At 41.1% G+C, this 22088-nt stretch carries 19 protein-coding genes; 13 read left to right on the forward strand and 6 right to left on the reverse strand.

Annotated features, from left to right (window positions below; all coding sequences use genetic code 11):
• Position 1 precedes the first annotated feature (1 nt).
• The 9 genes from BM176_RS18420 to BM176_RS18460 all read left to right on the forward strand — a co-directional run bounded on the left by BM176_RS18420 (position 2) and on the right by BM176_RS18460 (position 9321).
• Complete coding sequence (locus BM176_RS18420) at positions 2 to 1969, forward strand: sigma 54-interacting response regulator (RefSeq protein ID WP_090105732.1); 1968 nt, start codon at positions 2 to 4, stop codon at positions 1967 to 1969.
• Between the two features lie 235 nt (positions 1970 to 2204).
• Positions 2205 to 2774 (forward strand): Crp/Fnr family transcriptional regulator, encoded by a 570-nt coding sequence (locus BM176_RS18425; RefSeq protein ID WP_090105734.1) that lies wholly within the window; start codon positions 2205 to 2207, stop codon positions 2772 to 2774.
• A 254-nt stretch (positions 2775 to 3028) separates the two neighbouring features.
• Complete coding sequence (locus tag BM176_RS18430; protein ID WP_090105735.1) at positions 3029 to 3235, forward strand: 2TM domain-containing protein; 207 nt, start codon at positions 3029 to 3031, stop codon at positions 3233 to 3235.
• Positions 3236 to 3239: 4 nt separating this feature from the next.
• Entirely contained in the window at positions 3240 to 3809 is a 570-nt protein-coding gene (locus tag BM176_RS18435) for a cupin domain-containing protein (RefSeq protein WP_090105737.1), read from the forward strand.
• 17 nt (positions 3810 to 3826) lie between these two features.
• Positions 3827 to 4396, forward strand: a complete 570-nt coding sequence (locus tag BM176_RS18440) for a carboxymuconolactone decarboxylase family protein (protein ID WP_218162234.1) — start codon at positions 3827 to 3829, stop codon at positions 4394 to 4396.
• A gap of 36 nt (positions 4397 to 4432) precedes the next feature.
• Entirely contained in the window at positions 4433 to 6661 is a 2229-nt protein-coding gene (locus BM176_RS18445; RefSeq protein ID WP_177230450.1) for an FAD-dependent oxidoreductase, read from the forward strand.
• Positions 6662 to 6712: 51 nt separating this feature from the next.
• Complete coding sequence (locus tag BM176_RS18450) at positions 6713 to 7528, forward strand: alpha/beta fold hydrolase (protein ID WP_090105739.1); 816 nt, start codon at positions 6713 to 6715, stop codon at positions 7526 to 7528.
• Positions 7529 to 7664: 136 nt separating this feature from the next.
• Positions 7665 to 8450 carry a putative quinol monooxygenase gene (locus BM176_RS18455; protein WP_090105740.1) on the forward strand — a complete coding sequence of 262 codons (786 nt, stop codon included), beginning with the start codon at positions 7665 to 7667 and terminating at the stop codon, positions 8448 to 8450.
• Between the two features lie 46 nt (positions 8451 to 8496).
• Positions 8497 to 9321 carry a DJ-1/PfpI/YhbO family deglycase/protease gene (locus BM176_RS18460; RefSeq protein WP_090105742.1) on the forward strand — a complete coding sequence of 275 codons (825 nt, stop codon included), beginning with the start codon at positions 8497 to 8499 and terminating at the stop codon, positions 9319 to 9321.
• Between the two features lie 158 nt (positions 9322 to 9479).
• Here BM176_RS18460 and BM176_RS18465 read toward each other — a convergent pair whose 3' ends face one another.
• From BM176_RS18465 to BM176_RS18475, 3 genes are all read right to left on the reverse strand, one after another.
• A complete protein-coding gene (locus BM176_RS18465; RefSeq protein WP_090105744.1) occupies positions 9480 to 9848 on the reverse strand; it encodes a hypothetical protein in 369 nt (122 codons plus the stop codon).
• A gap of 23 nt (positions 9849 to 9871) precedes the next feature.
• The gene (locus tag BM176_RS18470; protein ID WP_090105746.1) at positions 9872 to 10051 is read right to left on the reverse strand and encodes a hypothetical protein; all 180 of its coding nucleotides are present in this window, start codon (positions 10049 to 10051) and stop codon (positions 9872 to 9874) included.
• A gap of 212 nt (positions 10052 to 10263) precedes the next feature.
• Positions 10264 to 10584, reverse strand: a complete 321-nt coding sequence (locus BM176_RS18475) for a hypothetical protein (protein WP_090105748.1) — start codon at positions 10582 to 10584, stop codon at positions 10264 to 10266.
• Between the two features lie 319 nt (positions 10585 to 10903).
• On the opposite strand from BM176_RS18475, the gene BM176_RS18480 reads away from it, so the two are divergent.
• Complete coding sequence (locus BM176_RS18480) at positions 10904 to 11284, forward strand: hypothetical protein (protein WP_090105750.1); 381 nt, start codon at positions 10904 to 10906, stop codon at positions 11282 to 11284.
• 171 nt (positions 11285 to 11455) lie between these two features.
• Positions 11456 to 13972 (forward strand): discoidin domain-containing protein, encoded by a 2517-nt coding sequence (locus BM176_RS18485; protein WP_090105753.1) that lies wholly within the window; start codon positions 11456 to 11458, stop codon positions 13970 to 13972.
• Between the two features lie 14 nt (positions 13973 to 13986).
• Here BM176_RS18485 and BM176_RS18490 read toward each other — a convergent pair whose 3' ends face one another.
• Complete coding sequence (locus BM176_RS18490; protein ID WP_090105764.1) at positions 13987 to 18147, reverse strand: hybrid sensor histidine kinase/response regulator transcription factor; 4161 nt, start codon at positions 18145 to 18147, stop codon at positions 13987 to 13989.
• 222 nt (positions 18148 to 18369) lie between these two features.
• On the opposite strand from BM176_RS18490, the gene BM176_RS18495 reads away from it, so the two are divergent.
• Positions 18370 to 19254, forward strand: coding sequence for an AraC family transcriptional regulator (locus BM176_RS18495; RefSeq protein ID WP_090105766.1), 885 nt, complete (start codon positions 18370 to 18372; stop codon positions 19252 to 19254).
• 15 nt (positions 19255 to 19269) lie between these two features.
• Here BM176_RS18495 and BM176_RS18500 read toward each other — a convergent pair whose 3' ends face one another.
• A complete protein-coding gene (locus BM176_RS18500) occupies positions 19270 to 20361 on the reverse strand; it encodes an amidohydrolase family protein (RefSeq protein ID WP_090105768.1) in 1092 nt (363 codons plus the stop codon).
• A 171-nt stretch (positions 20362 to 20532) separates the two neighbouring features.
• Entirely contained in the window at positions 20533 to 21099 is a 567-nt protein-coding gene (locus tag BM176_RS18505; protein ID WP_090106131.1) for a Crp/Fnr family transcriptional regulator, read from the reverse strand.
• A 139-nt stretch (positions 21100 to 21238) separates the two neighbouring features.
• Here BM176_RS18505 and BM176_RS18510 point away from each other — a divergent pair, with 139 nt between their 5' ends.
• Positions 21239 to 21976, forward strand: a complete 738-nt coding sequence (locus BM176_RS18510) for a type 1 glutamine amidotransferase domain-containing protein (protein WP_255373542.1) — start codon at positions 21239 to 21241, stop codon at positions 21974 to 21976.
• Positions 21977 to 22088: the final 112 nt, after the last annotated feature.

Raw genomic sequence — 22088 nt, forward strand, 5'->3', positions numbered from 1 at the left:
TATGAATATCAAAATATTGATTGTAGAAGATGAATTTATTGTGGGAAATGCGCTCCGTTTAGCAGTGGAGACAGCTGGTTATCGTGTAACAGGTATGGTGGCTTCGGTTGAAGAGGCTGAAGAAAATATGCGGAACCAACAGCCGGACCTTATACTGCTCGACATTCGATTAGAAGGAGAAAGTTCAGGTATAGACCTGGCCAGGAAACTGAGGACTGAAAATATTCCTTTCATTTATTTGTCTGCACATTCAAGCCAGAAAATACTGGAAGAAGCAAAGACAACCGAGCCTTATGGATTTCTTGTAAAGCCATTCAGGGAAAATGACCTGCTGGTAGCATTGGAAATAGCCCTATATCGTCATCGCCATAGCCTGGAAGCCCAACTCAGGCAAGAAGATTTTTTGCAAAAGCAGTTAGCCGCAATAAGCAATGAAACTGCAACGGCTGAACAACAGTTACTGAAGATTGCCCGTTTGTTACAATCATATATCCCTTTTGATCTTATATCTGTAGGACCCAGACCTTTTGATGCTGCGCAATTCAATGATACAGCCTATTTACGAATAGGGTTTGATGAATACCAGTTTATTCGTGAAAAAGAATTAACAACCATTACCGGTTTAACTAAAGACGAGCTTTCCAACATCATTAAGAACAGCCATACAGATGCAGACGCAATCATTTACAGTGATGAAATAACAAAACAGGAATTGAATGATCCTTCGCTACAAAAAACATGGTGTGATTTCCTTAATTGTCAGGCTTTCCTGGTTTTTCCGGTGGATTTAAAGAACGGTTCGGCGGTTCACTACTTCTTTTACAGTCGCCAGCGCGCTATTTACACGGAGAAGCACATTGCTTTACTGGATCGTTTAAAAACGTATTTGACAGAACTGGCAGAGAAAATGACGCATGCAGTGCGTGCAACCGATCAACCCGTTTCTACTAACAAAGACCACAGTGAAGCTGCGAATCGTCCCGAATTTCAGGGTATTATTGGCAACCACCCGCTTTTACTCGCTGCATTGGATCTTACCACGCAGATCGCGCCCTATAATACGTCGGTCCTGATACTTGGTGAAAGCGGAACCGGAAAAGAAAAAGTAGCCCATTATATTCACGCGCTGTCACAAAGAGCAAAGGGACCATTCGTAAAAGTAAACTGTGCTGCCATTCCAACCACATTGATAGAATCGGAGCTATTTGGCCATGAGAAGGGAGCATTTACCGGCGCCATAGAAAAAAGAAAAGGAAGATTTGAACAAGCCGATGGAGGCACTATTTTTTTAGATGAAATTGGAGAATTGCCGCTGGATATGCAGGTTAAATTACTCCGTGTTTTACAGGAAAAAGAAATTTCGTCTGTAGGCGGCAGTTCCTCTGTAAAAGTGAATGTTAGAATTGTGTCCGCTACTAACCGAAACCTGGAAAAAGAAGTAGCAGAAGGAAATTTCCGGCTTGATCTCTATTATCGGCTCAATGTATTTCCCATAACATTGCCGTCTTTACGGGAACGGAAAACAGATATTGAAACGCTGGCACTTTTTTTTGCAAACAGGTTTTGCCAGGAATTCAATAAGCCATTCCAGGGTATTGCACCTTCCATGATAGAAGAAATGCGTGCCTACAACTGGCCGGGGAATATTCGGGAGTTGGAGAATATTATGGAGCAGTCAGTTATCCTTAACGATGGAAAATCAAAACTGGAATTAAGGCGACGCCTGACCATGGCGGCTCCTGCATTAACCGGTGAAATAAATATCGAAACACTGCAGGATGTAAAACACGTTCAGCAGGAAACAGAAAGAGCTTATCTTATTTCGGTCTTAAAAAGAACGAATGGCCGCATACGCGGAACAAATGGCGCTGCGAAAATGTTGAATGTGAAACCAACCACGCTGGAAGCAAAAATGGCTAAGCTGAACATTAAGAGACAGGATTTTATCCAAACCACAGGAAACCAGTAAACATCTACTCCAATATTTTTAGACTTTAATCAGCCAACTCCAAAAAAATTGGAGTTGGCTGATTGTCATGATTGTAGGTACCCCTCATTATAAGAGTACTAAAAACTCATTTTCATTGCATTATAAAGAAGGACAATCCTATTCTTACTATCTATATTATATGGCATACAAATGGTGTCACCTGAGATTGGTTGTTGATTTAAAAAATTAAACGTAATTCTATAGACCTGATAACATGAACAGATTGAGGTTACACATTGAAAACATAACGCCAGTTAACGATGAAGAATTTGAATTCATCAAATCGTTCTTTACATTAAAAAAAGTACGCAAGAATCAATACCTGATACAGGAAGGAGAAGATGTTAAATACGAGTACCTGGTACTCTCTGGCATATATAGAGTATTTTATTCCGACGATCTGGGAAAGGAATATGTTTGCATGTTTGCTCAGGAGAACTGGTGGATGTCTGACTATAATTCCTATTTTAACCAGAAGCCGGCAAGCATGTACCTGGAATGTTTAGTGCCTGGTGAAGTATTATGCCTCAGTCTTTATGGCAGGGAAAAACTGGCTGCAGAACTACACAAAATGGAACATTTTTTCAGGATGAAAATGACCAGAGGGTTTATTGCCCTACAGCTAAGGATCAAAATGTTACTTTGCAATGCACCACAAAAACGATATGAAGAATTTGCAAAATTATATCCCGTCTTAATACAACAAATACCTAAAAAAATGATCGCAGAGTTTCTCGGCTTGCGTCGCGAAACATTAAGCCGGTTATATACTAATCAAAAATAAGGGCGTTAGGATCGACTATAATATTAGGAGGGTGTATCAATGCTGATATACCCTCTTTTGTTTCAATCAACTCCTACTGTATCCCTGCCAATGAGTGACTGGAATCACGCTGCAATAGTGAGTCTGATCACTCCCAAAAAGTGAGTAGACGTCTTTATGGCTCCCTGTTATGATAGTAATTTTGTCTCACAACGGTTGTTAAACAAACAATACGTAACCATCCTATACCATCACATCAGAAAAATTCAAAGTGTATGTCACATCTAACATCTCCCCAAAAAGGTTTCAGGATCCATCTGATCGTTTTCTTTTTGACCACGCCGGCCATCTGGATCTTGTGGTATCTGACCGACAGAACTTATCCATGGCCGTTATGGTCAACACCAGCATGGGCAATAGGCGTCCTGTTTCACTACCTGGGCGTTTTTGTTTTTAAAAATCAAAAAACATCTAAAAACTAATATCATGGATCAGCAACAAAAAACAGTAAGACGTATCGTAACAGGTCATAACGCAGATGGAAAAGCAATTATCGTGTCAGACGCTTCACCCGGCCAGACGTATATGATTGGCGGGCCAAACGGGGCCAGATTTCATGAAGTATGGAATACACGGCAGTCGCCAGCGCTGATTGATCCTGTTTCCGGCGAGTTGGAAGAAACCAGCCTGGTACTGGGGCCTCCTAAAAATGGCACACGTATCAGGGTGATTGATTTTCCGCCAGAACGGGAGGAGATCAGAAATCTTACCAAAGAAGAAGCGGCTACGCACTTTAAAGCTATGGGCGGAGAAGCAGCTTCGAAAGCAGGCCAGGATGCACCACATCCTTTAATGCACCGCACGGCGACGATTGATTACGGTATTGTGCTGGAGGGAGAACTAACATTGATAGTTGATCAAGGCGAAGTAACGATCAAAGCCGGCGACATTATCGTTCAACGTGGCACCAGCCATGCCTGGGCAAACCGGTCGGGGAAACCCTGCCGTATGGCTTTTATCCTTATCGATGGTGAATTCACCAATGAACTTCTTTAAAACATAAAAACAACATCATGCGCTTACAACCGTTGCCTCCCCATACCCTTAGTCCCGAACTTCGCTATGTACACGATGAAATCGCTAACGTAATAACCAGCAGCCAGGGCCCGGTAGTGATGATGAATGCCGAAGGGGCGCTATTAGGGCCGTTTCCGGCCATGTTACATTTTCCACAATTTGGTATACCTGCGCTAACATTTTTGAAGTCGTTAGATAACCATGCATCACTTCCGAAAACAGTGCGTGAAGTGGCCATCCTTACAGTAGGCGGTGCCTTTGGTTCCCGCTTTGAGCTATATGCGCATGAGATCATGGCGGCGGCCTTTGGGCTTTCAGCCGGTATTATCGCATCATTGGCAGCTGGTGGCCGCCCGGAAGGTCTAAACGAGCAGGAGGCGATCGCTCATGACGTAGCATCGGTATTGGTTAAAGGCCATGTTGTTCCAGCTTCAACCTATCATCAGGCTGTCAATGTGCTTGGGCAAAATAAAACCGGAGAGCTCATCTTTCTCATCAGCGGCTATTGCCTCATTGCAACCGTATTAAATGGATTTGATATGCCTGCGCCTGAAAATAATGGATAAAATAAAGAATGCTCCCACTATAACAATAGCCAAAATATGACTGCAATCAATAAATTCAATGCGGTAATTATAGGAAGCGGGCTGGGTGGCCTAACAGCCGGTGCCACACTAGCCAGATTGGGAAAGAAGGTGCTGGTCCTTGAGCAGCACTATATACCTGGGGGATGCGCCACCAACTTCAAGCGCAAGGATTTTATCATGGAAGTAGGGTTACACGAAATGAATGGCTTTCATGACAGAGATATCAAAGCTGAAGTGTTCGAGCTGCTTGACGTAAATAAGTTTATACAATTCGTTCAGGCACCTGAGCTCTTTCATGTAACCTCTGCAGCCACCACATTCACCTTTCCACACGGCACAGCACGTGCACAACAGGCACTGATCGAAAAATTTCCGCACGAAGCAAAAGGCATTCAGGCTTTTTTCAGCCTAATGAACAATGTCCTGGATGAAATTTACCGGATGCCAAAAGAAAAGTGGAAGATGACACTGATCTATCCCTTCATACCTGTTTTGTACTCAAATATTTTTAAGTCACTAAAGCTAAGCTGCGGCGACTGGCTCGATAAACACATCACCGATGAACAGCTTAAACTGGTGCTTACTACCAACGTTTTGTATTATGGTGATGATCCGTACAATTTATCGTTGCTGCATTTTGCTATTGCACAAGCTGGATATATAACCGGTGGCGGCTATTATATAAAAGGCGGCTCACAAAAGCTTTCCGATTACCTTACTTCCTTTATTGAAAAAAATGGCGGACAGGTAATGGCAGGTAAGAAAGCAGAAAATATTCTGGTTGAAAATAACAGGGCTACTGGTGTGCAGTACCGCGATGCTTTCAATGATTCACTTGAACCTGTAACCATTTATGCAGATGCCATTGTATTGAACGCGGCCATACCACATGCTATAAAGATGCTACCCGAACCTTACAGACAATCGTTGAAAGACAAAACGAAAAACCTGGAAACATCCTGTTCGCTGATTTCAATTTACATAGGTTTCGATATTGACCTGAAGCAATTTGGCGTACAACATTATTCCACCTTCATTCAGGGCAAAGGTATCAACCAGCTGAAAGACATCAAAGCAAACAACATTGGAGACTGGGGTAATAAATCTTTTGTATTTGTGGATTACAGCCAGCTCGACTCCGGAATTACACCTGCTGGGAAAAGCTTTGGCGTGATCTGCGCAGCCGATTATTTATCGGAGTGGGAGGGATTGGATGAACCGGCCTATAAAAACAAAAAGGAACAGATTGCGCAGCTCTTTTTAAAAAGACTGGAAACGCATTACCCCGGCATTCTTCAGCATATCATTTTTTATGAAGTCGGGACTGCTAAAACTATTCAACGGTATACACTTAACCCCAAAGGCACGCCTTATGGCTATGCACAGAGCCCCTCACAATCGGGTGTGAAAAGAATTCCGGCAAGATCTCCTCTTAGAAATATGTATTTCGCCTCGGCATGGTCTTTTCCCGGCGGTGGATTTACCGGGTCGATCTCCGGTGGCTATTGGGCTGCCATGTCTATGAATAAAACGATCAAATGGCAAACCTATAACAAACAATTACTGGAAGATGGCAGGATCGTCAAACTACTGACAACCCAGGTAATCGCGGAAAACACCATAGAGCTGACCTTTGAGAAACCACCAGGATTTTACCATAAGCCAGGACAGTACGCCATTCTTCGCCTGAATAAACCAAAGAAAATTGAACTGGACCTACCCTTTCGTTCACTTTCCATTGTCTCTCATCCCGACGAGCCAATCCTTCGTTTTGCCATGAGAGTGAGCGATAGCAGCTTTAAATACTCCTGTTTACAAATGGAGACAGGAGATGAGGCCACCATCTTTGGGCCTTGCGGTAATTTTCTGTTGAAACCAGGCATGGGGCACATCGTATTCCTTATTTGTGGCATCGGCATCACACCCGTTCTACCCATGCTAAAGGAACTGGAAAAAAAACAATTCAAAAGCAGGATCTATCTTTTCAATTCCAATAGAACAATAGCATCTACAGCATATCAACGGGAACTGGAAAATAGAAAAATAGAAAATTACACCTATCTGCCAGTCATCACTTCAATGAGCAAGAGGATCGATATTGATCTGCTAAAATACCATTTGAATGACCTGCTGCAATACGATTATTACTTAGTAGGAACGTCTCCCTTTCTGGATTCTATGAAGCAGTTATTGATCCGGGAAGAGGTTCCCATTGACAAAATAAAAATGGACGACTTTGGTTAACCCGCAATATTATCCAATTAAATAAGAGATAGAAACAAAAAACTATTAACAATGACAAAAACAATTTTCCTGCTGATGGCAGCAGCATTCGCTATGTCTGCATTTGCGTATTGCAAAAAAAACGAAGACAATGCTATCGGTACCCCCAGGACCTATGTACTGGTACATGGTGCATGGCAGGCGCCATACGTTTGGGATGCCGTACGTACTGATCTGCTAAATAAGGGGCACAAAGTAATTGTTGTAGAACTTCCGGGGCATGGCAGCGACAAAACGCCACCGCAGACCCTGAGTCTGGATGTTTACCGGGATAAAGTGACAGAAGCTGTTGCTACAGTAAATGAAAAAGTTATTCTGGTTGGGCACAGCATGGGTGGCATGGTGATCACCGCGGTGGCAGAGAAGATCCCTTCCAAAATCAGCCAACTGGTTTACATTGGCGCTTTTCTACCAGCATCGGGACAGGCGCTGGCTGATCTGGCCTCCACTGATCCTGATTCTAAACTGAGAGCCTCATTAATTTCCTCTTCCGACCAGTTGACGCTCGATGTAAAAGCCGATAGCCTTACCTGGCTTTTTATCAATGATGGTACGCCCGCTGTTAAACAACAGGTAATTGATAATTATCGTGCAGAGCCAGCAATTCCGTTTTCCAATAAGGTTACGTTAACCGATGTCGCCTTTGGATCTGTTAAAAAAGTATATATCAAAACACTGCAGGATATTGTTATTTCACCAGCCCTGCAGGACAACATGATTGCTGCGGCACACATTACCACCGTTCTTACAGTAAATACAAGTCATTCGCCATTTCTGTCTCAACCGCATGAAGTGTCAAAGCTATTGCTCAGCATAGCAAAATTATAACGGTAACGGCCAATGGTTTACATCATTGGCCGTGATTCAAATCACACTTTATTAGTGATCCGCTCACTTCCTTAGGAATATATACTCAGCTAATTTTGAATTGACAATTTATTCATGCACGTTAAAACAAAATGAAATGAGGACAAATGCATGGCTATCTAATACCAACATTGTACTTGTATTGATAACAGCTTTTCTGATATGCACCTCATATACAAAGGCACAATCGGCAAAGGCTGTTGGAGAAGCAGTACTATCAGCATTACAACAGCAACAGGCTGTAGCCAGGCTTACCCGTTATGAAGTAAAACCCGAATACCTGGACCAATTCAAAAAAGCAATTACGGATTACGTATTGTATGCTATCGGTATTGAAAGCAATATTATGGCGGAAGCCTACTATGAAAGGGAAAACCCTTCCATACTTTGGATAATAGAACGGTGGGGAAGTATTGAAGAATGGATGAAAGTAAAAAGTAACACCCAATCGCAGGCAGTAAGTCGTTTAGCAGAAATGGCTTTACAGAAGCCGATAAAAAGCGTCCCTGTAAAAGACCTGGACCCCCTTTCAAAACAACAATGGCGTAAAACAGCCAATGCAGCAGACAGTCAGCTTACCATTATGCTGTTTGTAGATGCAAGGGCAGGAACACAGCAGCGCTTTAAAGATGTTTACCACATAGCAATGCCACAATTCAGAAGTGAACCCGGCGTCATTACTTATCAACTATCACAACTGGAAGAAGACGATACACAGTTTGTAACGTATGAAAAGTTTAGAAGTAATGCAGCTTTTCAATATCATCTCAATTTTCCGCCCATTCAACCGGTGATCGATTACCTCAATTCAAGTATCAAAAAGCAACCGTTTCAGACTGGGCTTCATAACCTTATTGAATTTTCACCCCTTATTCGTCAATAGCATTAAGAACCTTCAAAGGAAATCATTAACTATTAAATTGAAAAAAATGAAACCATTTAATCATGTCATTGTAGCAGGTGTACTGACCATACTCGCAATAACTGCAGATGCGCAGGTAAAAGTAAAAACTGAACATATGAATACAATAGAAAACGCAAACGAACTGGAAATCGTCAATCAATTATCAACAGAGTCGGCTGTTGTAAACATGCCTGTATCAAAATTATTAAACGCACCGGGCAACGAAGCATTAAAAGCATTCTTCTTTACCCCGGTAAAAAACAGCTCGGCATTAAGTGGCAGGAAGATAGCAGTGCTTGTGGCAGACGGTTTCGAGGAAATTGAATTAACAGGTCCGGTATGGTATTTCAGACAGTTGGGAGCAACCGTTGATATAGTGGCGCCTAAGTACAACCCGGCTCCCGAACGATATGGGCTTGCTTATCCGGAAATGTCTAAAACCCACATCATGGCTATACAATACCTGCAGCCGGTAGGTTGGATAAAATTTGATCGTACGGCAGACCAAATTAAAGTCACTGACTATGATGCTGTATTCATTCCCGGTGGCGCCTGGAATCCGGATAACCTTCGGGCTGATAAAGATGTAATCAGATTTGTTCAGGAATTTAACAGATCCGGGAAACTAATAGCAGCAATTTGTCATGCACCTGTGGTGTTGGCTTCTGCAGATATCATCAAAGGGAAAAAACTCACTGGCTACTGGAATATACAAAGTGACCTGAAAAATGCCGGCGCCACTGTGCTGGAACAATCGGTAGTTAGTGATGGCAATTTGATTACCAGCAGACATCCCATTGACGTAGCGGATTTTTCCAGAGCGGTAGAAAATTGGTTGATTAAAAAATAGGTATACTCCTTTTTTAGGAAATGGACTTACGATAAAAACGAAATTAAAAAGCCTTCAGATCACATCTAAAGGCTTTTTAATTTCTGCGGGCTACCGGAGACGAAGTTCGAACCTGTTTGCACGTAATTTATCTGAAATCCATTCATTTGTAAGACAAGTTACATCCTCGTCAGACAGTCTAGCTTCATAACAAACCCGCCTCTATTTACCTCCTTCTCTCTGATTGGAATCAACATTTTGTCTTTAACAACAAACTGAAAGAGATACGAAGAAGTGGATGTTTTCAATGTCAGCGTATCATGAGCGATAGCCCATGTCCCCCTGGCATTATAAGTAGAATCCAGACTATTCCTTGTATAAAGTTCATGAATGATATAAATAAAACTGGAATCATGTCTTAATGTCAATTCCCATTTCTTATCAAACGCATCAATGACAGAGCATAATTGTTTATGCCGTGTATAAACACCCTCTACATCAGGCTGGAAAACAGAAAGTAATGCTATTATTACCAAGAATTTCATCATACTGTAATTTATTAATTTTTAAATTATGGTCTCATAATTATTACACCTTTAGTAGGTAATACAACACTGCTTAATTCCCGGAACCCATTAAGAGGCGACATGTTATGCATTCCCTTATTATAATGGCTCGCAGCTGTCTGCAGAAGCTGTAAGGCACTCTGAGTCATTGGCTGGGCTGCTCCACCAGTGTTACCGACTTCCATGTGTGTCAGTTAAGTAACAATCCCACATCCCCGGTTTTTCAAACGGGCGCATAAACCATTTTTGCTACAGGCACAAAAACAAAAACCCGCTTGGTTATACCAAGCGGGCATAAAATTCGTTTCAAAGAGCATTATACAATAGCCTGGTCTCTCCCATTTCGGAAGGAACTAAACGAACTATTGTATAACATTCCTTGTTTCATGGCCACAAATTACTTCAGAGTTTCTAATTTTTTCATATCAAGCTTCAGGTTCTCGGCTACTACAGAGAATATTTTGTTAAACTCAGGATCGAATCTGACATTATCATCAAACCACTCTTTTGTAAACATTCCATCATACTCATCACCAGTAACCTCTCCCTGCCATTTCATATTCTTATAAATCAGATCTGTCCAGTAATCAATTCTTTCTTCAAGTGATTTCTTTGGGTACTCTTCCGTTCTGAATTTCTCGAATGCTTTATAATCGCTCTTCGATTTTTCATTTATGCGTTTGAGTATATTTTCTTCTTCTTTAGATAATTCCGTCATGTTTCTGTGTTATAACTAAGATTGAATATACACATAAATAGTACCTGTTTTTCGAATACCGGGTACATTAACAAAAAGGGGGACTTGCTACAGATTTCCTCATCCGGATTATGCTATATTTTGAAAATACAGTTTATTTTATATTAATTATTTCACACCTGAATCCTTAAAAAAACCATTGCAAATCATTTATTTTAAAATGCTAATTTAGTAAATACGAGATTTATTTAGAGGGAAAAGGTCTGATATCCGGGTAAGACGACATAGTACAGATATTTTACGGAAATTGGATTATTTTATAATAAAAATACCCACAGAGATGCAAGACACTATTAAAAAATTTAAGTTCAAAGACGTTGGAGTTGTTCTTAACGCACCTGCAACAATTGAAGAACAGTTTGTAAAACTTGGCTTCAAAATAAGCTTGAACAAAAATATTAAAAGCACAAACACTCTGGTTTTTATCAATAACAACAAGGAGTATTTAAGCTTTCTTAAAGAGAATTTGAAAAATATTGAATCTGACAGCGTATTATGGTTTGCTTATCCCAAAGGAACCTCAAAGATTAAAACAGACATCAATAGGGACACTATTCGTGTAACAGGAGAAGAATTTGGCATTACGACAGTAACAGCAATTTCCATAGACGACACCTGGAGTGCTTTACGTTTCAGGCCTATTGACAGAGTTGGAAAATAACAAGGACAACTACCGTTAATGTCTGCCTGGCAAGTTCAGGCAGTTCCATGCTATACATTCGCCAGAAAGCACATTTTGTATACGTGTACGCAAAAGACTATAAATAGTGATGAAAGCATCTAAAACCCAATACCCCTGATGCTACCTTTAGTTCTCTAAAAATCACTATCCATGAAAACGCGACTTACACTCTACATCTTTACTCTCCTATCATTTCTCAGTTATCAGCTTTTTGCACAGGACATTTACATTAACCTGAACCAACCAAGACAGGGAATTGATGGTGCAGGTTTCTGTCATGAGGGCGACCGGCAGAATGGTGATTATTATGTTATCAATACAAGCATCCAACAGATGCTCGATAACCACATGTCATTGTTCAGAGATATGTTTCCTAACAAAGTGTGGGAACCTTCCAAAGGAACATTTAACTACAGCGATGCACGTGTGGTGAACAGTTTTCAACGTCTGAAAACAATGCAGAACAAAGGGATAAAAACCATACTGGGTATCTGGGACGTCCCCAACTGGATGGTCAGCAATCCATCTGCAGGTTCCAACCGGAAGATTAATAATTTTGATGATTTTGCCTATTTCATCACTTCCTTTCTTGTACATGGAAAAAACAATTATGGATTGACGGTCGATTATATTGATATCAATGAAACCAAAACATCTGGCATTAATATCTCCCTCACGGCCCAGGAATATATCACACTGATCCAGAAATGTGAAACCCTTTTTGCTGCCAATGGTATACAAACCAAGATGAGCCTTGGTAGTGTTTTACTCTGGGATATTCAATATTGCAAAGACATCTACAATGCAGTAAAAAACCTCAGCGTTGCAGGCAATCCAACCTGGCATAGCTATAGGGGAGGAAGTACTAGCGGCCGTGAACCAATATCCTATTGGGAAGGATGGGGTGCATGGCAACAAACACTTGACCGTAATCTCTGGGGAACGGAAACAGATTATGATGCCTTTTACTGGGAAAATCCTGACAGACTAACATGGCAGGGAGTTGAAGAAATGGCGGTTATGTACTACAGAAACTATTATGTTGCACGTATGTCAACATCTGCTGGCTGGTTCTGGCATCCTGAATGGCCCTCCAACAATGTGCATACTGCATACATGAATCATTTTGAACCGGGAGGCCAGGTCGTTGAGACAAGTCAACCTAACTCAGATGTAATGACTGTTGCATACAAACACGTGGCCAATAAGAAATTTGTCATCCAGGCAGTGAACCAGGATTCTTCTGCACATACAGTTACCTTCCACGGTATCCCTGCCAATAAACCACTAACGTTGATACGCACCAGTGAGGCAGGTGACCGTTATAAAACGGTAGGCACTTATTCACCGAACGGTACAGATTTTACAATTACGTTACAGGCAAATAGTTTTAATACTTTTTATGGTACGCTGGAAACTGTTATTGATACTGAGGTACCGGGTGTTCCGGCCAATTTCAGGTCAACAACAAAAACGTCTACCAGTATTTCACTTGCATGGGATGCTTCAACAGATAATATAGGCGTGTCCGGTTACCAGATATTTAATACCAGCAATGTACTTGCAGGCTCTTCTACTACTACCAGTACAACTTTGCAAAACCTGAGTCCCAATACCTCCTATACGCTTTTGGTAAAAGCTTATGACGCTGCCGGAAATTTCTCTGCCGGTAGTAATGCGATAACAGTTACTACAGACTCTACTCAATCCGGAACAGCAGCAGTGTACGCTGACTGTAACTATAGCGGGAAAGCGGTTTCCCTACCTGTTGGTAATTATACGTTATCCCAGTTGCAGGGACTGGGTGTTGTAAACGATGATATATCTTCTGTACAGGTCAAAGCCGGTTACAAAATCACACTATTTGCTGATAATAATTTTACCGGTACATCTGTTATTAAAACTGCAGATGATAACTGTCTTGTAGATGATAATTTTAATGATATTGTGACATCTATAAAAGTAGAAATCTCTTCTTCCAACCTTGCTTATAACCGGCCAGTTTTTACCACCTCTAATGAAGACGCTACCAATACCGGAGATAAAGCAGTGGACGCCAATGGCAATACACGCTGGTCAAGCAGTTATGCAAATAACCAGTCCATCATTGTGGATCTGGGAACTAATTACAACGTGAGCCGTGTGCGGCTGGCATGGGAAGCTGCTTATGCACGCGACTACCAGATCCAGTTCTCCACTGATAATGTTACATGGACAACAATAAGGGAATTCTGGGGCAAGGCATCATCGGCTGCTGACGATCAGACCGGGCTGACCGGAGTGGCCCGTTATGTAAAAGTATATTGTATTAACAGAGCAACATCTTATGGTTTCTCCCTGTTTGAATTTGAAATCTATGGTACACCTGCAATTACAACGCAAACCATTGCCAGCATATCAAAACCATTTCCTGATGAAAAAGACAACGCCGCAGGCATCAGTATCTTCCCTAATCCTGCCCATGACCAGGTAACAATACAAGTACCATCTGCCTTGCAAAAAGGTGGCCGTATATCTCTGATAAACAACCAGGGGTATTATATTATTAACAGAACAATTACTGGCCGGAAAGAAACACTGCAACTTACATCCTTGCCGGCAGGTTTGTATTTGCTGAAAATATTCAATAATAACGGACAGATTACCCGTAAGATCATCAAAGAATAATAATAATGAAGCGGCTACTCAGATTGAGTGGCCGCTTCATTTTTATCACTCCCTTTCCGCATATTAACATATTCTCTGGGCCCCATCCTGTATTGTTTAATAAAACATCTGTCAAAATATGAATGACTATTAAACCCAACGTCAAACGCTATCTGGCTGACAGACAACTCTCCTTCCAGTAATAGTCGCACACTTTTCCGTAAACGAATGGATTTTATAAATTCGTGAACAGTCTGCCCGGTTAATGTCCTGATCTTGGTATACAATACCGTACGACTGGTAGCCATTTCTCTGCAAAGAAACCTGGCATCAAGATTTGAATCAGAAATATTTGCTTCTACTGCGCTAATCAGTTTATTTAAAAAAGTTTCATCCTGTTTATTAATATTTGTTGTAACTGATTGAAGAGAGCTATTGCTCACCAATTGCTCCAGAATATTTTTATGTATCCTCTCCTGATTTTGCAAAAGATTTAAAACAACTTGTATCAGTAATTCTTTTTTAACAGGTTTTGTCAGATAAATATCCGCTCCAGCCTCGTACCCCGTTACTTGTATAGATTCATCCCACTGACTGGTCAAAAACACAACCGGGATATGACTGGTTGCCATCTGGTTTTTTATCGCCTTACAGAATTCCAGTCCGTTCATGTCCGGCATTAACAGATCTGTGATGATAATAGCCGGCATATTATCAATGGCTAGTTTCAGCGCTTCTTCCCCATTTGGAGCCTCGAATATCTCAAACGTGTCGGAAATGATCAGCTTTAAATAATTTCTCATTTCAAGACTATCATCCACAATCAGTATTTTCTTTCCTTTAATCTTCAGCAGCTTTTCTACCGGAATAGTTTCCCATAGATCCAGTTTTAATCCCGAATGAAAAGGCTTGCCGGGATATCTGACCCGTGAACGAGCAACAGGCAGTTGAACATAAAAAGAACTTCCTTTGCCGGCAGCGCTTTCTACCCATATGCTTCCCTGATTAGCTTCGATAAACTCCTTACTAACTATCAGTCCCAGTCCTGTTCCTTTTTCCCCTGCTGTACCTATCGCTGTCCGCATTTCGTCTATTTTAAATAAACTGTCCAGTTGCCATGTACTCATACCTATACCAGAATCAGTTATCCGAAGTATAATTGTATTGTCTTTCTCCGCAGAATAAATTCCTATGCTACCATTATAGTCAGTAAATTTAATACTGTTACTGAAGATATTCCTGATCACCACATTTATCATATTATAATCTGCAAATACATGGTGCGCTGGGTTAACATGGGATTCCAACTGTATATTTTTCTTATTCAATTGCGGAGCGAGCAATAGCCTGTTTTCTTCTATCATTTCCGCAACGGCCCAATTCCCAGGGTCAGGCGCTATTTTATTTACCTGCGTTCGCGACCAATTCAATAAATTCACAAGCAGGTCATATACTGATGTGGCAGATTGATGGATCCCTTCAATATATTCCTGCAGCTTTTTTTTATCGATTCTCTGAAAATTTACCCTGACAAAATCTACCATACCAGTAAGGGCTGAAACCGGATTTTTGAGATCATGTGCAAGGATAGAAAAAAAGTGATCTTTAGTCTGATTCAACTCCTTTAATTTTTTTACCGAACTTTCAAGTTCCTTATTCTGGTTGATAATATATTGTTGTTGCAGAAGTATCTTATCAGTCTGACGATTGATCTCTTCATTAGATAGTGTCAGGTTCTCTTTTTGCGTCCTTATTTCATCATTCTGTTCTATCAACTCGATTGTTCTACGTTGTACTTCCTCTTCCAGGATATGATTTCTCTTTTTTACAGCAAAGAGTCTTATATAAAAGAGTGCTGTCATTAATGCAACACAACAGATAAACATCATTGATCTGAACCACCATGTTTGCCTCCATGCAGGTAATATTTTTAACAGGAGCGTTTTTGAAGCGGACTGCCATTGTCCGTTCATATCAGTATACCTGATTTTCAGAGTATAGTCTCCTGGTTGCAGATTCATGAAAAATATTCTGGGATCGCCATTTGTCGTCATCCATTTATCATGCAGGCCTTCTAATTTATAACTATATTTTATCCGATCAGGAGCATACAGGTTGATCACTTCAAATCCGATGGAGAAGAAAGTATGCTCAGGCTTCAGTATAACTGTATCAGAAAAAGAAAGCGACTTTTGTAGTGGTGATCCTTTCTTTCCGGGATATTGTTGTTCGTTGTTAACGTAGAGATCTGTAAAATAAAAATACGATGGTATATCCAGCTTCTTTAAGGAAGCTGGCGAAAACATACTGAAACCACGTGGACAACCAAAATACATATTTCCTGTAACTGAGCGCATGGCGGCCTTCTGAAAAAATGCATTGTCCAGTAATCCATCATTAAGATCATATCTGTTTACAGTTTGCGCAACCGGATTAAATGCAATAATCCCCTTTGTAGAACCTATCCATAATGTTTTATTATTTGCTACGATTGACTTCATAGGCCCGGTCAGAATGCATCGTCTGAATTTGCCAGTTACCTCATCATATTGATCAAGACCAGATTCACTCACTAACCATATATTTCCGTCGCCATCTTCAGCAACCATATTAACTGAATTACTGCTGATGCTTGTTGAATCATAAGAATGCACAAAGTGGGTTAGCTTTTTGCCATCAAATACGAACAGTCCATTATAAGCACTGATCCACAAACGTTTTCTGGAATCTTTAAAAAGATGGTTAATCCATGCAGGAGCATGCATAGAAAAGGGGAATGTTTTATTGTTCTTATAATGAATAAACCGGTCCTTTTTTTTATCAAATACGGCGAGCCCTTCTCCATGTGTTCCTATCCAAATCAGGCTATCATCCGGTAGAACAGATTTTATATCATTAAGGATGATGGAATTAATATCTGACGGATCATGAAGATATTGTTTCACATTACTACCGGACGAATTACAGGTAATCAGACCTCCTCCCCAGCTTGCCATCCAAAGATTTTCTTCGTTATCTCCTTTTATATCATAAATAACATTCGACGGCAAAGAAGGTATAACGGGACTAGTTACAGATCTCTTTTCCGGACCCAGCCTGAATACTCCATTCCCGTTAGTGCCCACCCATACAGCGCCCTGTTTATCTTCATAAAAACAGCTTACCGCCATTGATGATGGCCCATGCAGATAATTACTGAAGGTATTTTTGTTCCCGTTAGTATAGTACAGCCCATCGTTGGCTGAAGCAAACCAGGTATTGCCAAACAGGTCCTCATGGATGGAGGTGACGGAGGATATCTTTTCATAATTATTATTCACACTTGTATTTTCAAGAGCCGATGGGATCATCTCTCCACTTCTGATACAATATGCCCGCTCCCTCCGGATACCTATCCATATGGAGCGGTTTTTATCTTCATAAATGCAATTAATAATGCACTTCTTACCGGGCAGGCCCTCTATTTTCTTTATCAGCTGACCATTTCCATTAAAAACAGCCACACCTTTATCCTCGGTCCCAACCCATACTCTATTGCCACTATCAACAAGGATACTTCTTATCGTAGTCGGGTCACCTGACTTATGTTTGAAGGATTGAAACTGGTGGGTAAGCGGTGAAAATTTCTGAAATCCCCTATTAAAAGTACCTAGCCATAGATGGTTACCAGAATCCCGTGCCATACAAAAAATAACATCCGGACCATCAGGAGTTGTAACCCACTCTGCTTTGCGGGTGTTATGATCGTAATGGCACAGGCCCATAGAAGTTCCCAGCCATAACTGGTGTGCCGTATCTTCCAGGATCGCGTTCACCGATACTTTTCCTTTATCCGGCCGTATGCGGCATCGCACAAATGTTTCCATTGAACGGTCATACAGACAAAGTCCGTCGATTGTTGCAACCCAAAGACGTCTCTGGCTGTCTTCATAAATACTGTTGATGATATTGTTGTCCGGCGTTCGGGGATCATTCTCATCATGACTGTAAGTTTTGAACGAATAACCATCCCAACGCAACAACCCATCGAAAGACGCCAGCCATAAAAACCCATAAGAATCAGCATAAACATATTGAATCGAATTGGTGGGCAGTCCATTTACAGTCGTGTACTTATTGAAATTATGCTTACTATCCTGGGCTACAAGTACAAGAGGGATCACCAAACAGGCCATCAACAAATATTTCTTGATCATAAGATATGGTAATTGAACAATATCACTAATGTAAAACAATCATTCTTATAGCAGCATGAACAGGCTACAATAGTACTATAGTACAAGAATCCGGTACTATAATTTAAAAAAAGCTTGCCTGACAATAGATGGGATTATAATTCAATTTCTTAGTACTCAAGGGAAAGAACAATGTTTCGCAGATTTCTAATATTGCTGTATAACCATAAAGAATAATTTTCCGTGTTTAAAGAAATTGTATGGGAAATTTCTCCCCTTGCTCAAAATGACTGTTTTACCCTCTTTTCACGACAAAAGGAAGTATCCCCTGCCGGTATACATTCTCACGAAGAACTGGAATTAAACCTGATCCTGAACGCTGCCGGTGCAAAACGTATAATCGGAGACCATATGGACAAGACAGGCAATATCGAACTGGTATTGTTAGGTCCTGGCCTTCCTCACGGGTGGTCTACTGACAATTGCAAAACCAATGACATTCATGCAATCACACTCCAGTTCAGCAAAGAGTTATTTCCTTCTGCCCTGCTTCAAAAAAATCAGATGGTCCATATCCGCATGCTGTTTGAAGACGCAAAACGGGGAGTACTATTCTCTGCCGAAACTGCCGAAAAGATGGTTCCCAGGATGCTTAGATTAAACAGGAGATCCGGATTTGATGCTGTAATTGAATTTTTGTCGATCCTTCATGATTTGTCTATCTCCCGTAGAAGAAGAAAATTATCCGACATAACTTTTACAAGAGATAACTATTCTTTTGGTAGCCGGCGAATTGAACGGGTACTCGAATTTCTTCACAGGGATTTTGGTCGCAAAATAAAACTATCAGACGCATCCAGGATCGCTAACATGTCTGAAGGAGCATTCAGCCGGTTTATAAAAAAGCATACCGGCTATTCCTTTACTGAAAATCTGATGGAGATCCGTCTTGGACATGTATCCCGAATGCTGATTGATACCACCCTTTCTGTGAGTGAAATTGCAGATCGTTGCGGATTCAATAATATGCCCAACTTCAATCGTATTTTCAGAGAGAGAAAAGGCAGTACGCCAAAAGCGTTCAGACAAAACTATCTGAGGCATTGTATGTTAACGACAGAGCAGTAGAATAGAAAAGAGCAGCTATTCAAATTGACTTTTATCGATCCCTGGAATAATTTTCATGGCATTCCTGTAGTACACTTTCTTCAATATTTCATCAGGTAGTTGCATGCCATACATTCGCCAGAAAGCGTGGTATTTCTTATGATAGGGAAAGTATTCGTCTGCTGTTTCCAGTACACGGAAATAAGTAGCATATTCATCCGGCTGCCAGGAATCTTTACCGAAAAGGATTCTGTCCTGATACTTTTCAAAGAATTGTCGTGCCATCCTGGGTTGGCGGCCCAACTCTGCTATCACCGCTCCAAATTCGACATACATATTAGGTATCTGGTCCATCAACTGTGATAATTGCGACAGATTGCTTGCATACCAGCCAAAGTGGGCATTAATAAAAGTTGTGCCGGGATGTTTTCTGAACATACGATGTTGTTCTTCTATGATCTGTTCCCAGGGTGCCGGATTAGTATTACTGCGCTTACGACCCGGATGGGTGATCAACTCTAACCAGCGTTCGTTATTATAATCTGCAGGTTGCCAGAATTGCCTGGGGTCAGCTGCATGAATAAGCACCGGGATTTTCAACTTACCACATTGCGCCCAGATAGCATCCAGCCGGGGATCGTCAATAGCCACCCGTTTGCCGGTATTATCATTTACACTAAGTCCTAAATTTTTAAACACTTTCAGTCCATTGGCACCGTTCTTCACATCTTCTGTCAACTGCAGCACAGCTTTTTCCGTCCAGCCCTCCTCCCCTATACCATCGAAATCAATATTTGCGAATATGATAAACCGTCCGGTTGCCTTGCTTTTTGTATTATCCACCTGAGATTTCAGGCGGCTACCATTCCCTCCGCTAAGGTTCACCATTACTTTCATGTTCAATGCATCCATATCCTGCAACAAATCCCGGAGGTTGCCGGATGCCAGGCCATTCTGATGGTTATGAACATCAATGAAAGGAAATTTTGCCCTTGTCAGTTTATGTTCCGGCACTACCAGGGAGGAAGGAGGATCATATTTCTCAAAATCAATGACAGGCTGTTGCCGGGCATATGAAGTAACAACAGAACATAACAGAGTACAGGCAAGGGAAGACAGTTTTCGCATACGGCTACAGATAGTTTAAACTAAATTTATAAAAAGATAAGCGGTATTGAAAGCAGGATGTTATGAGCGGCAGGTGGACTTACGATAGACCTCATAACGGATACCTCCGTCGATCCCAGAAGCTGAGGTTTCAGGGAATCTGTTTAAGAACCATTATATAAGTGTAGCTATTTATTCTATTCTCAATCTGCTTAATGTTTCCCTTGAAACGCCCAGATATCCGGCAATAAGCGCCTTGGGTACACGTTGAAAAAGCGAAGGGTATTGTTCAAGTAATTGCTGATACCGGGACTGCGCATCATTTTGCAACAATGCCATTATTCTTTTCTGCTGACTGAAAAATCCCGCTGTGATCTTTAGTCTGCAAAAACGTTCAAAACTGTGTATCTCCAGACACAACTTATCTCTGTCAGCAAATGATATACATAATAGTTCCACATCTTCCAGACACTGGACAGTGAAAGATGATGTTCCACCTGTCTGGAATGCGTAATAATCAGATACCCACCATTCTTCCATGGCGAATTGCCAAATATGCTCTTTCCCAGAATTATCTATCATGAATGTTTTGATAAGCCCTTTCAAAACAAAATATTCATAATGGACGATATCTCCTGGCTGAAGAATGATGGAGTGTTTTTTAAACTGCTTTACCTGAAAGAACGATGATATATATTCGAATTCTGCATCTGTCAGTTGAACCAAATTCTCAAAATGCTTCCTTAAAGCAGGGTACATATCTGTCATTTGATACAAAAATAATCCTTCCCGAAGAGTTATAAGGAAATTTTGTGATATACATCACATCAAAAGAGTGAGGTAGGTCATTGTATACAGCCCTGTATCCGGCTTAGCTTTGTGAAAAAAATATATGAAAATGAAAGTTGCATACGTGATGGCATTATTAGCGTTGATAACGCATCAGGCTTTTAGTCAGTCGCCCAAAAAGGTGCTTATTGTTGTTACTTCTTTCAGTGATCTGAAAGATGGCGGCAAAACAGGTCTCTGGCTGGAAGAATTTACCACTCCTTATTACCTGCTGACGGAAAAAGGTGTTCAGTTAACCATCGCTTCTCCTAAAGGCGGGAAAGCACCCATAGATCCAAGAAGTACTTCCGATAATTTCCTTACTCCTTCAGCAAAGAAATTCCTTGGTGATGCTGCTGCTCAGGAAAGACTAAATAATACAGTGGCATTGAGTACTGTCAATGCAAAGGACTACGATGCCATATTTTATCCCGGCGGACATGGACCTATGTGGGATCTTCCACAAAATGCATACTCCATTAAATTAATACAATCCTTTTATGAAGCAGGGAAACCGGTGGCGCTGGTATGTCATGCCCCGGCAGCACTGAAAAACGTAAAGGATAAGAAAGGGGAATACCTGATTAAAGGAAAGACTGTAGCCGGGTTCACCAATAGCGAAGAACAGGCAGCACAAACAGTTGGAATAGTTCCCTTCCTTCTCGAAGATATGCTGAAGGAAAGAGGAGCTAAATATGAAAAAGGAGCTGACTGGTCGGCCTTTGCGGTACAGGATGGTTTGCTGATAACCGGCCAGAATCCGGCTTCAGCACAACTGGTTGCTGAAAAGCTGATAAAAGTCCTCTAGTAGGTGAATACTGTTAAAATAGTATGTAAACGGGGATCGATCAGGAATTAATCAGGAATTGAAAAGGCTCATCCTACGTTCATCCTACGTTTTTAACGTAGGATGAACGTAG

Source organism: Chitinophaga sp. CF118 (assembly GCF_900112615.1).
Classification (GTDB): domain Bacteria; phylum Bacteroidota; class Bacteroidia; order Chitinophagales; family Chitinophagaceae; genus Chitinophaga.

What these genes read in the sequence shown, in the direction of transcription:
- BM176_RS18420 (WP_090105732.1), top strand. Translation starts at nt 2, where the DNA reads ATGAATATCAAAATATTGATTGTAGAAGATGAATTTATTGTGGGAAAT.
- BM176_RS18425 (WP_090105734.1), top strand. Translation starts at nt 2,205, where the DNA reads ATGAACAGATTGAGGTTACACATTGAAAACATAACGCCAGTTAACGAT.
- BM176_RS18430 (WP_090105735.1), top strand. Translation starts at nt 3,029, where the DNA reads ATGTCACATCTAACATCTCCCCAAAAAGGTTTCAGGATCCATCTGATC.
- BM176_RS18435 (WP_090105737.1), top strand. Translation starts at nt 3,240, where the DNA reads ATGGATCAGCAACAAAAAACAGTAAGACGTATCGTAACAGGTCATAAC.
- BM176_RS18440 (WP_218162234.1), top strand. Translation starts at nt 3,827, where the DNA reads ATGCGCTTACAACCGTTGCCTCCCCATACCCTTAGTCCCGAACTTCGC.
- BM176_RS18445 (WP_177230450.1), top strand. Translation starts at nt 4,433, where the DNA reads ATGACTGCAATCAATAAATTCAATGCGGTAATTATAGGAAGCGGGCTG.
- BM176_RS18450 (WP_090105739.1), top strand. Translation starts at nt 6,713, where the DNA reads ATGACAAAAACAATTTTCCTGCTGATGGCAGCAGCATTCGCTATGTCT.
- BM176_RS18455 (WP_090105740.1), top strand. Translation starts at nt 7,665, where the DNA reads ATGAGGACAAATGCATGGCTATCTAATACCAACATTGTACTTGTATTG.
- BM176_RS18460 (WP_090105742.1), top strand. Translation starts at nt 8,497, where the DNA reads ATGAAACCATTTAATCATGTCATTGTAGCAGGTGTACTGACCATACTC.
- BM176_RS18465 (WP_090105744.1), bottom strand. Translation starts at nt 9,848, where the DNA reads ATGATGAAATTCTTGGTAATAATAGCATTACTTTCTGTTTTCCAGCCT.
- BM176_RS18470 (WP_090105746.1), bottom strand. Translation starts at nt 10,051, where the DNA reads ATGGAAGTCGGTAACACTGGTGGAGCAGCCCAGCCAATGACTCAGAGT.
- BM176_RS18475 (WP_090105748.1), bottom strand. Translation starts at nt 10,584, where the DNA reads ATGACGGAATTATCTAAAGAAGAAGAAAATATACTCAAACGCATAAAT.
- BM176_RS18480 (WP_090105750.1), top strand. Translation starts at nt 10,904, where the DNA reads ATGCAAGACACTATTAAAAAATTTAAGTTCAAAGACGTTGGAGTTGTT.
- BM176_RS18485 (WP_090105753.1), top strand. Translation starts at nt 11,456, where the DNA reads ATGAAAACGCGACTTACACTCTACATCTTTACTCTCCTATCATTTCTC.
- BM176_RS18490 (WP_090105764.1), bottom strand. Translation starts at nt 18,147, where the DNA reads ATGATCAAGAAATATTTGTTGATGGCCTGTTTGGTGATCCCTCTTGTA.
- BM176_RS18500 (WP_090105768.1), bottom strand. Translation starts at nt 20,361, where the DNA reads ATGCGAAAACTGTCTTCCCTTGCCTGTACTCTGTTATGTTCTGTTGTT.
- BM176_RS18505 (WP_090106131.1), bottom strand. Translation starts at nt 21,099, where the DNA reads ATGTACCCTGCTTTAAGGAAGCATTTTGAGAATTTGGTTCAACTGACA.
- BM176_RS18510 (WP_255373542.1), top strand. Translation starts at nt 21,239, where the DNA reads ATGAAAGTTGCATACGTGATGGCATTATTAGCGTTGATAACGCATCAG.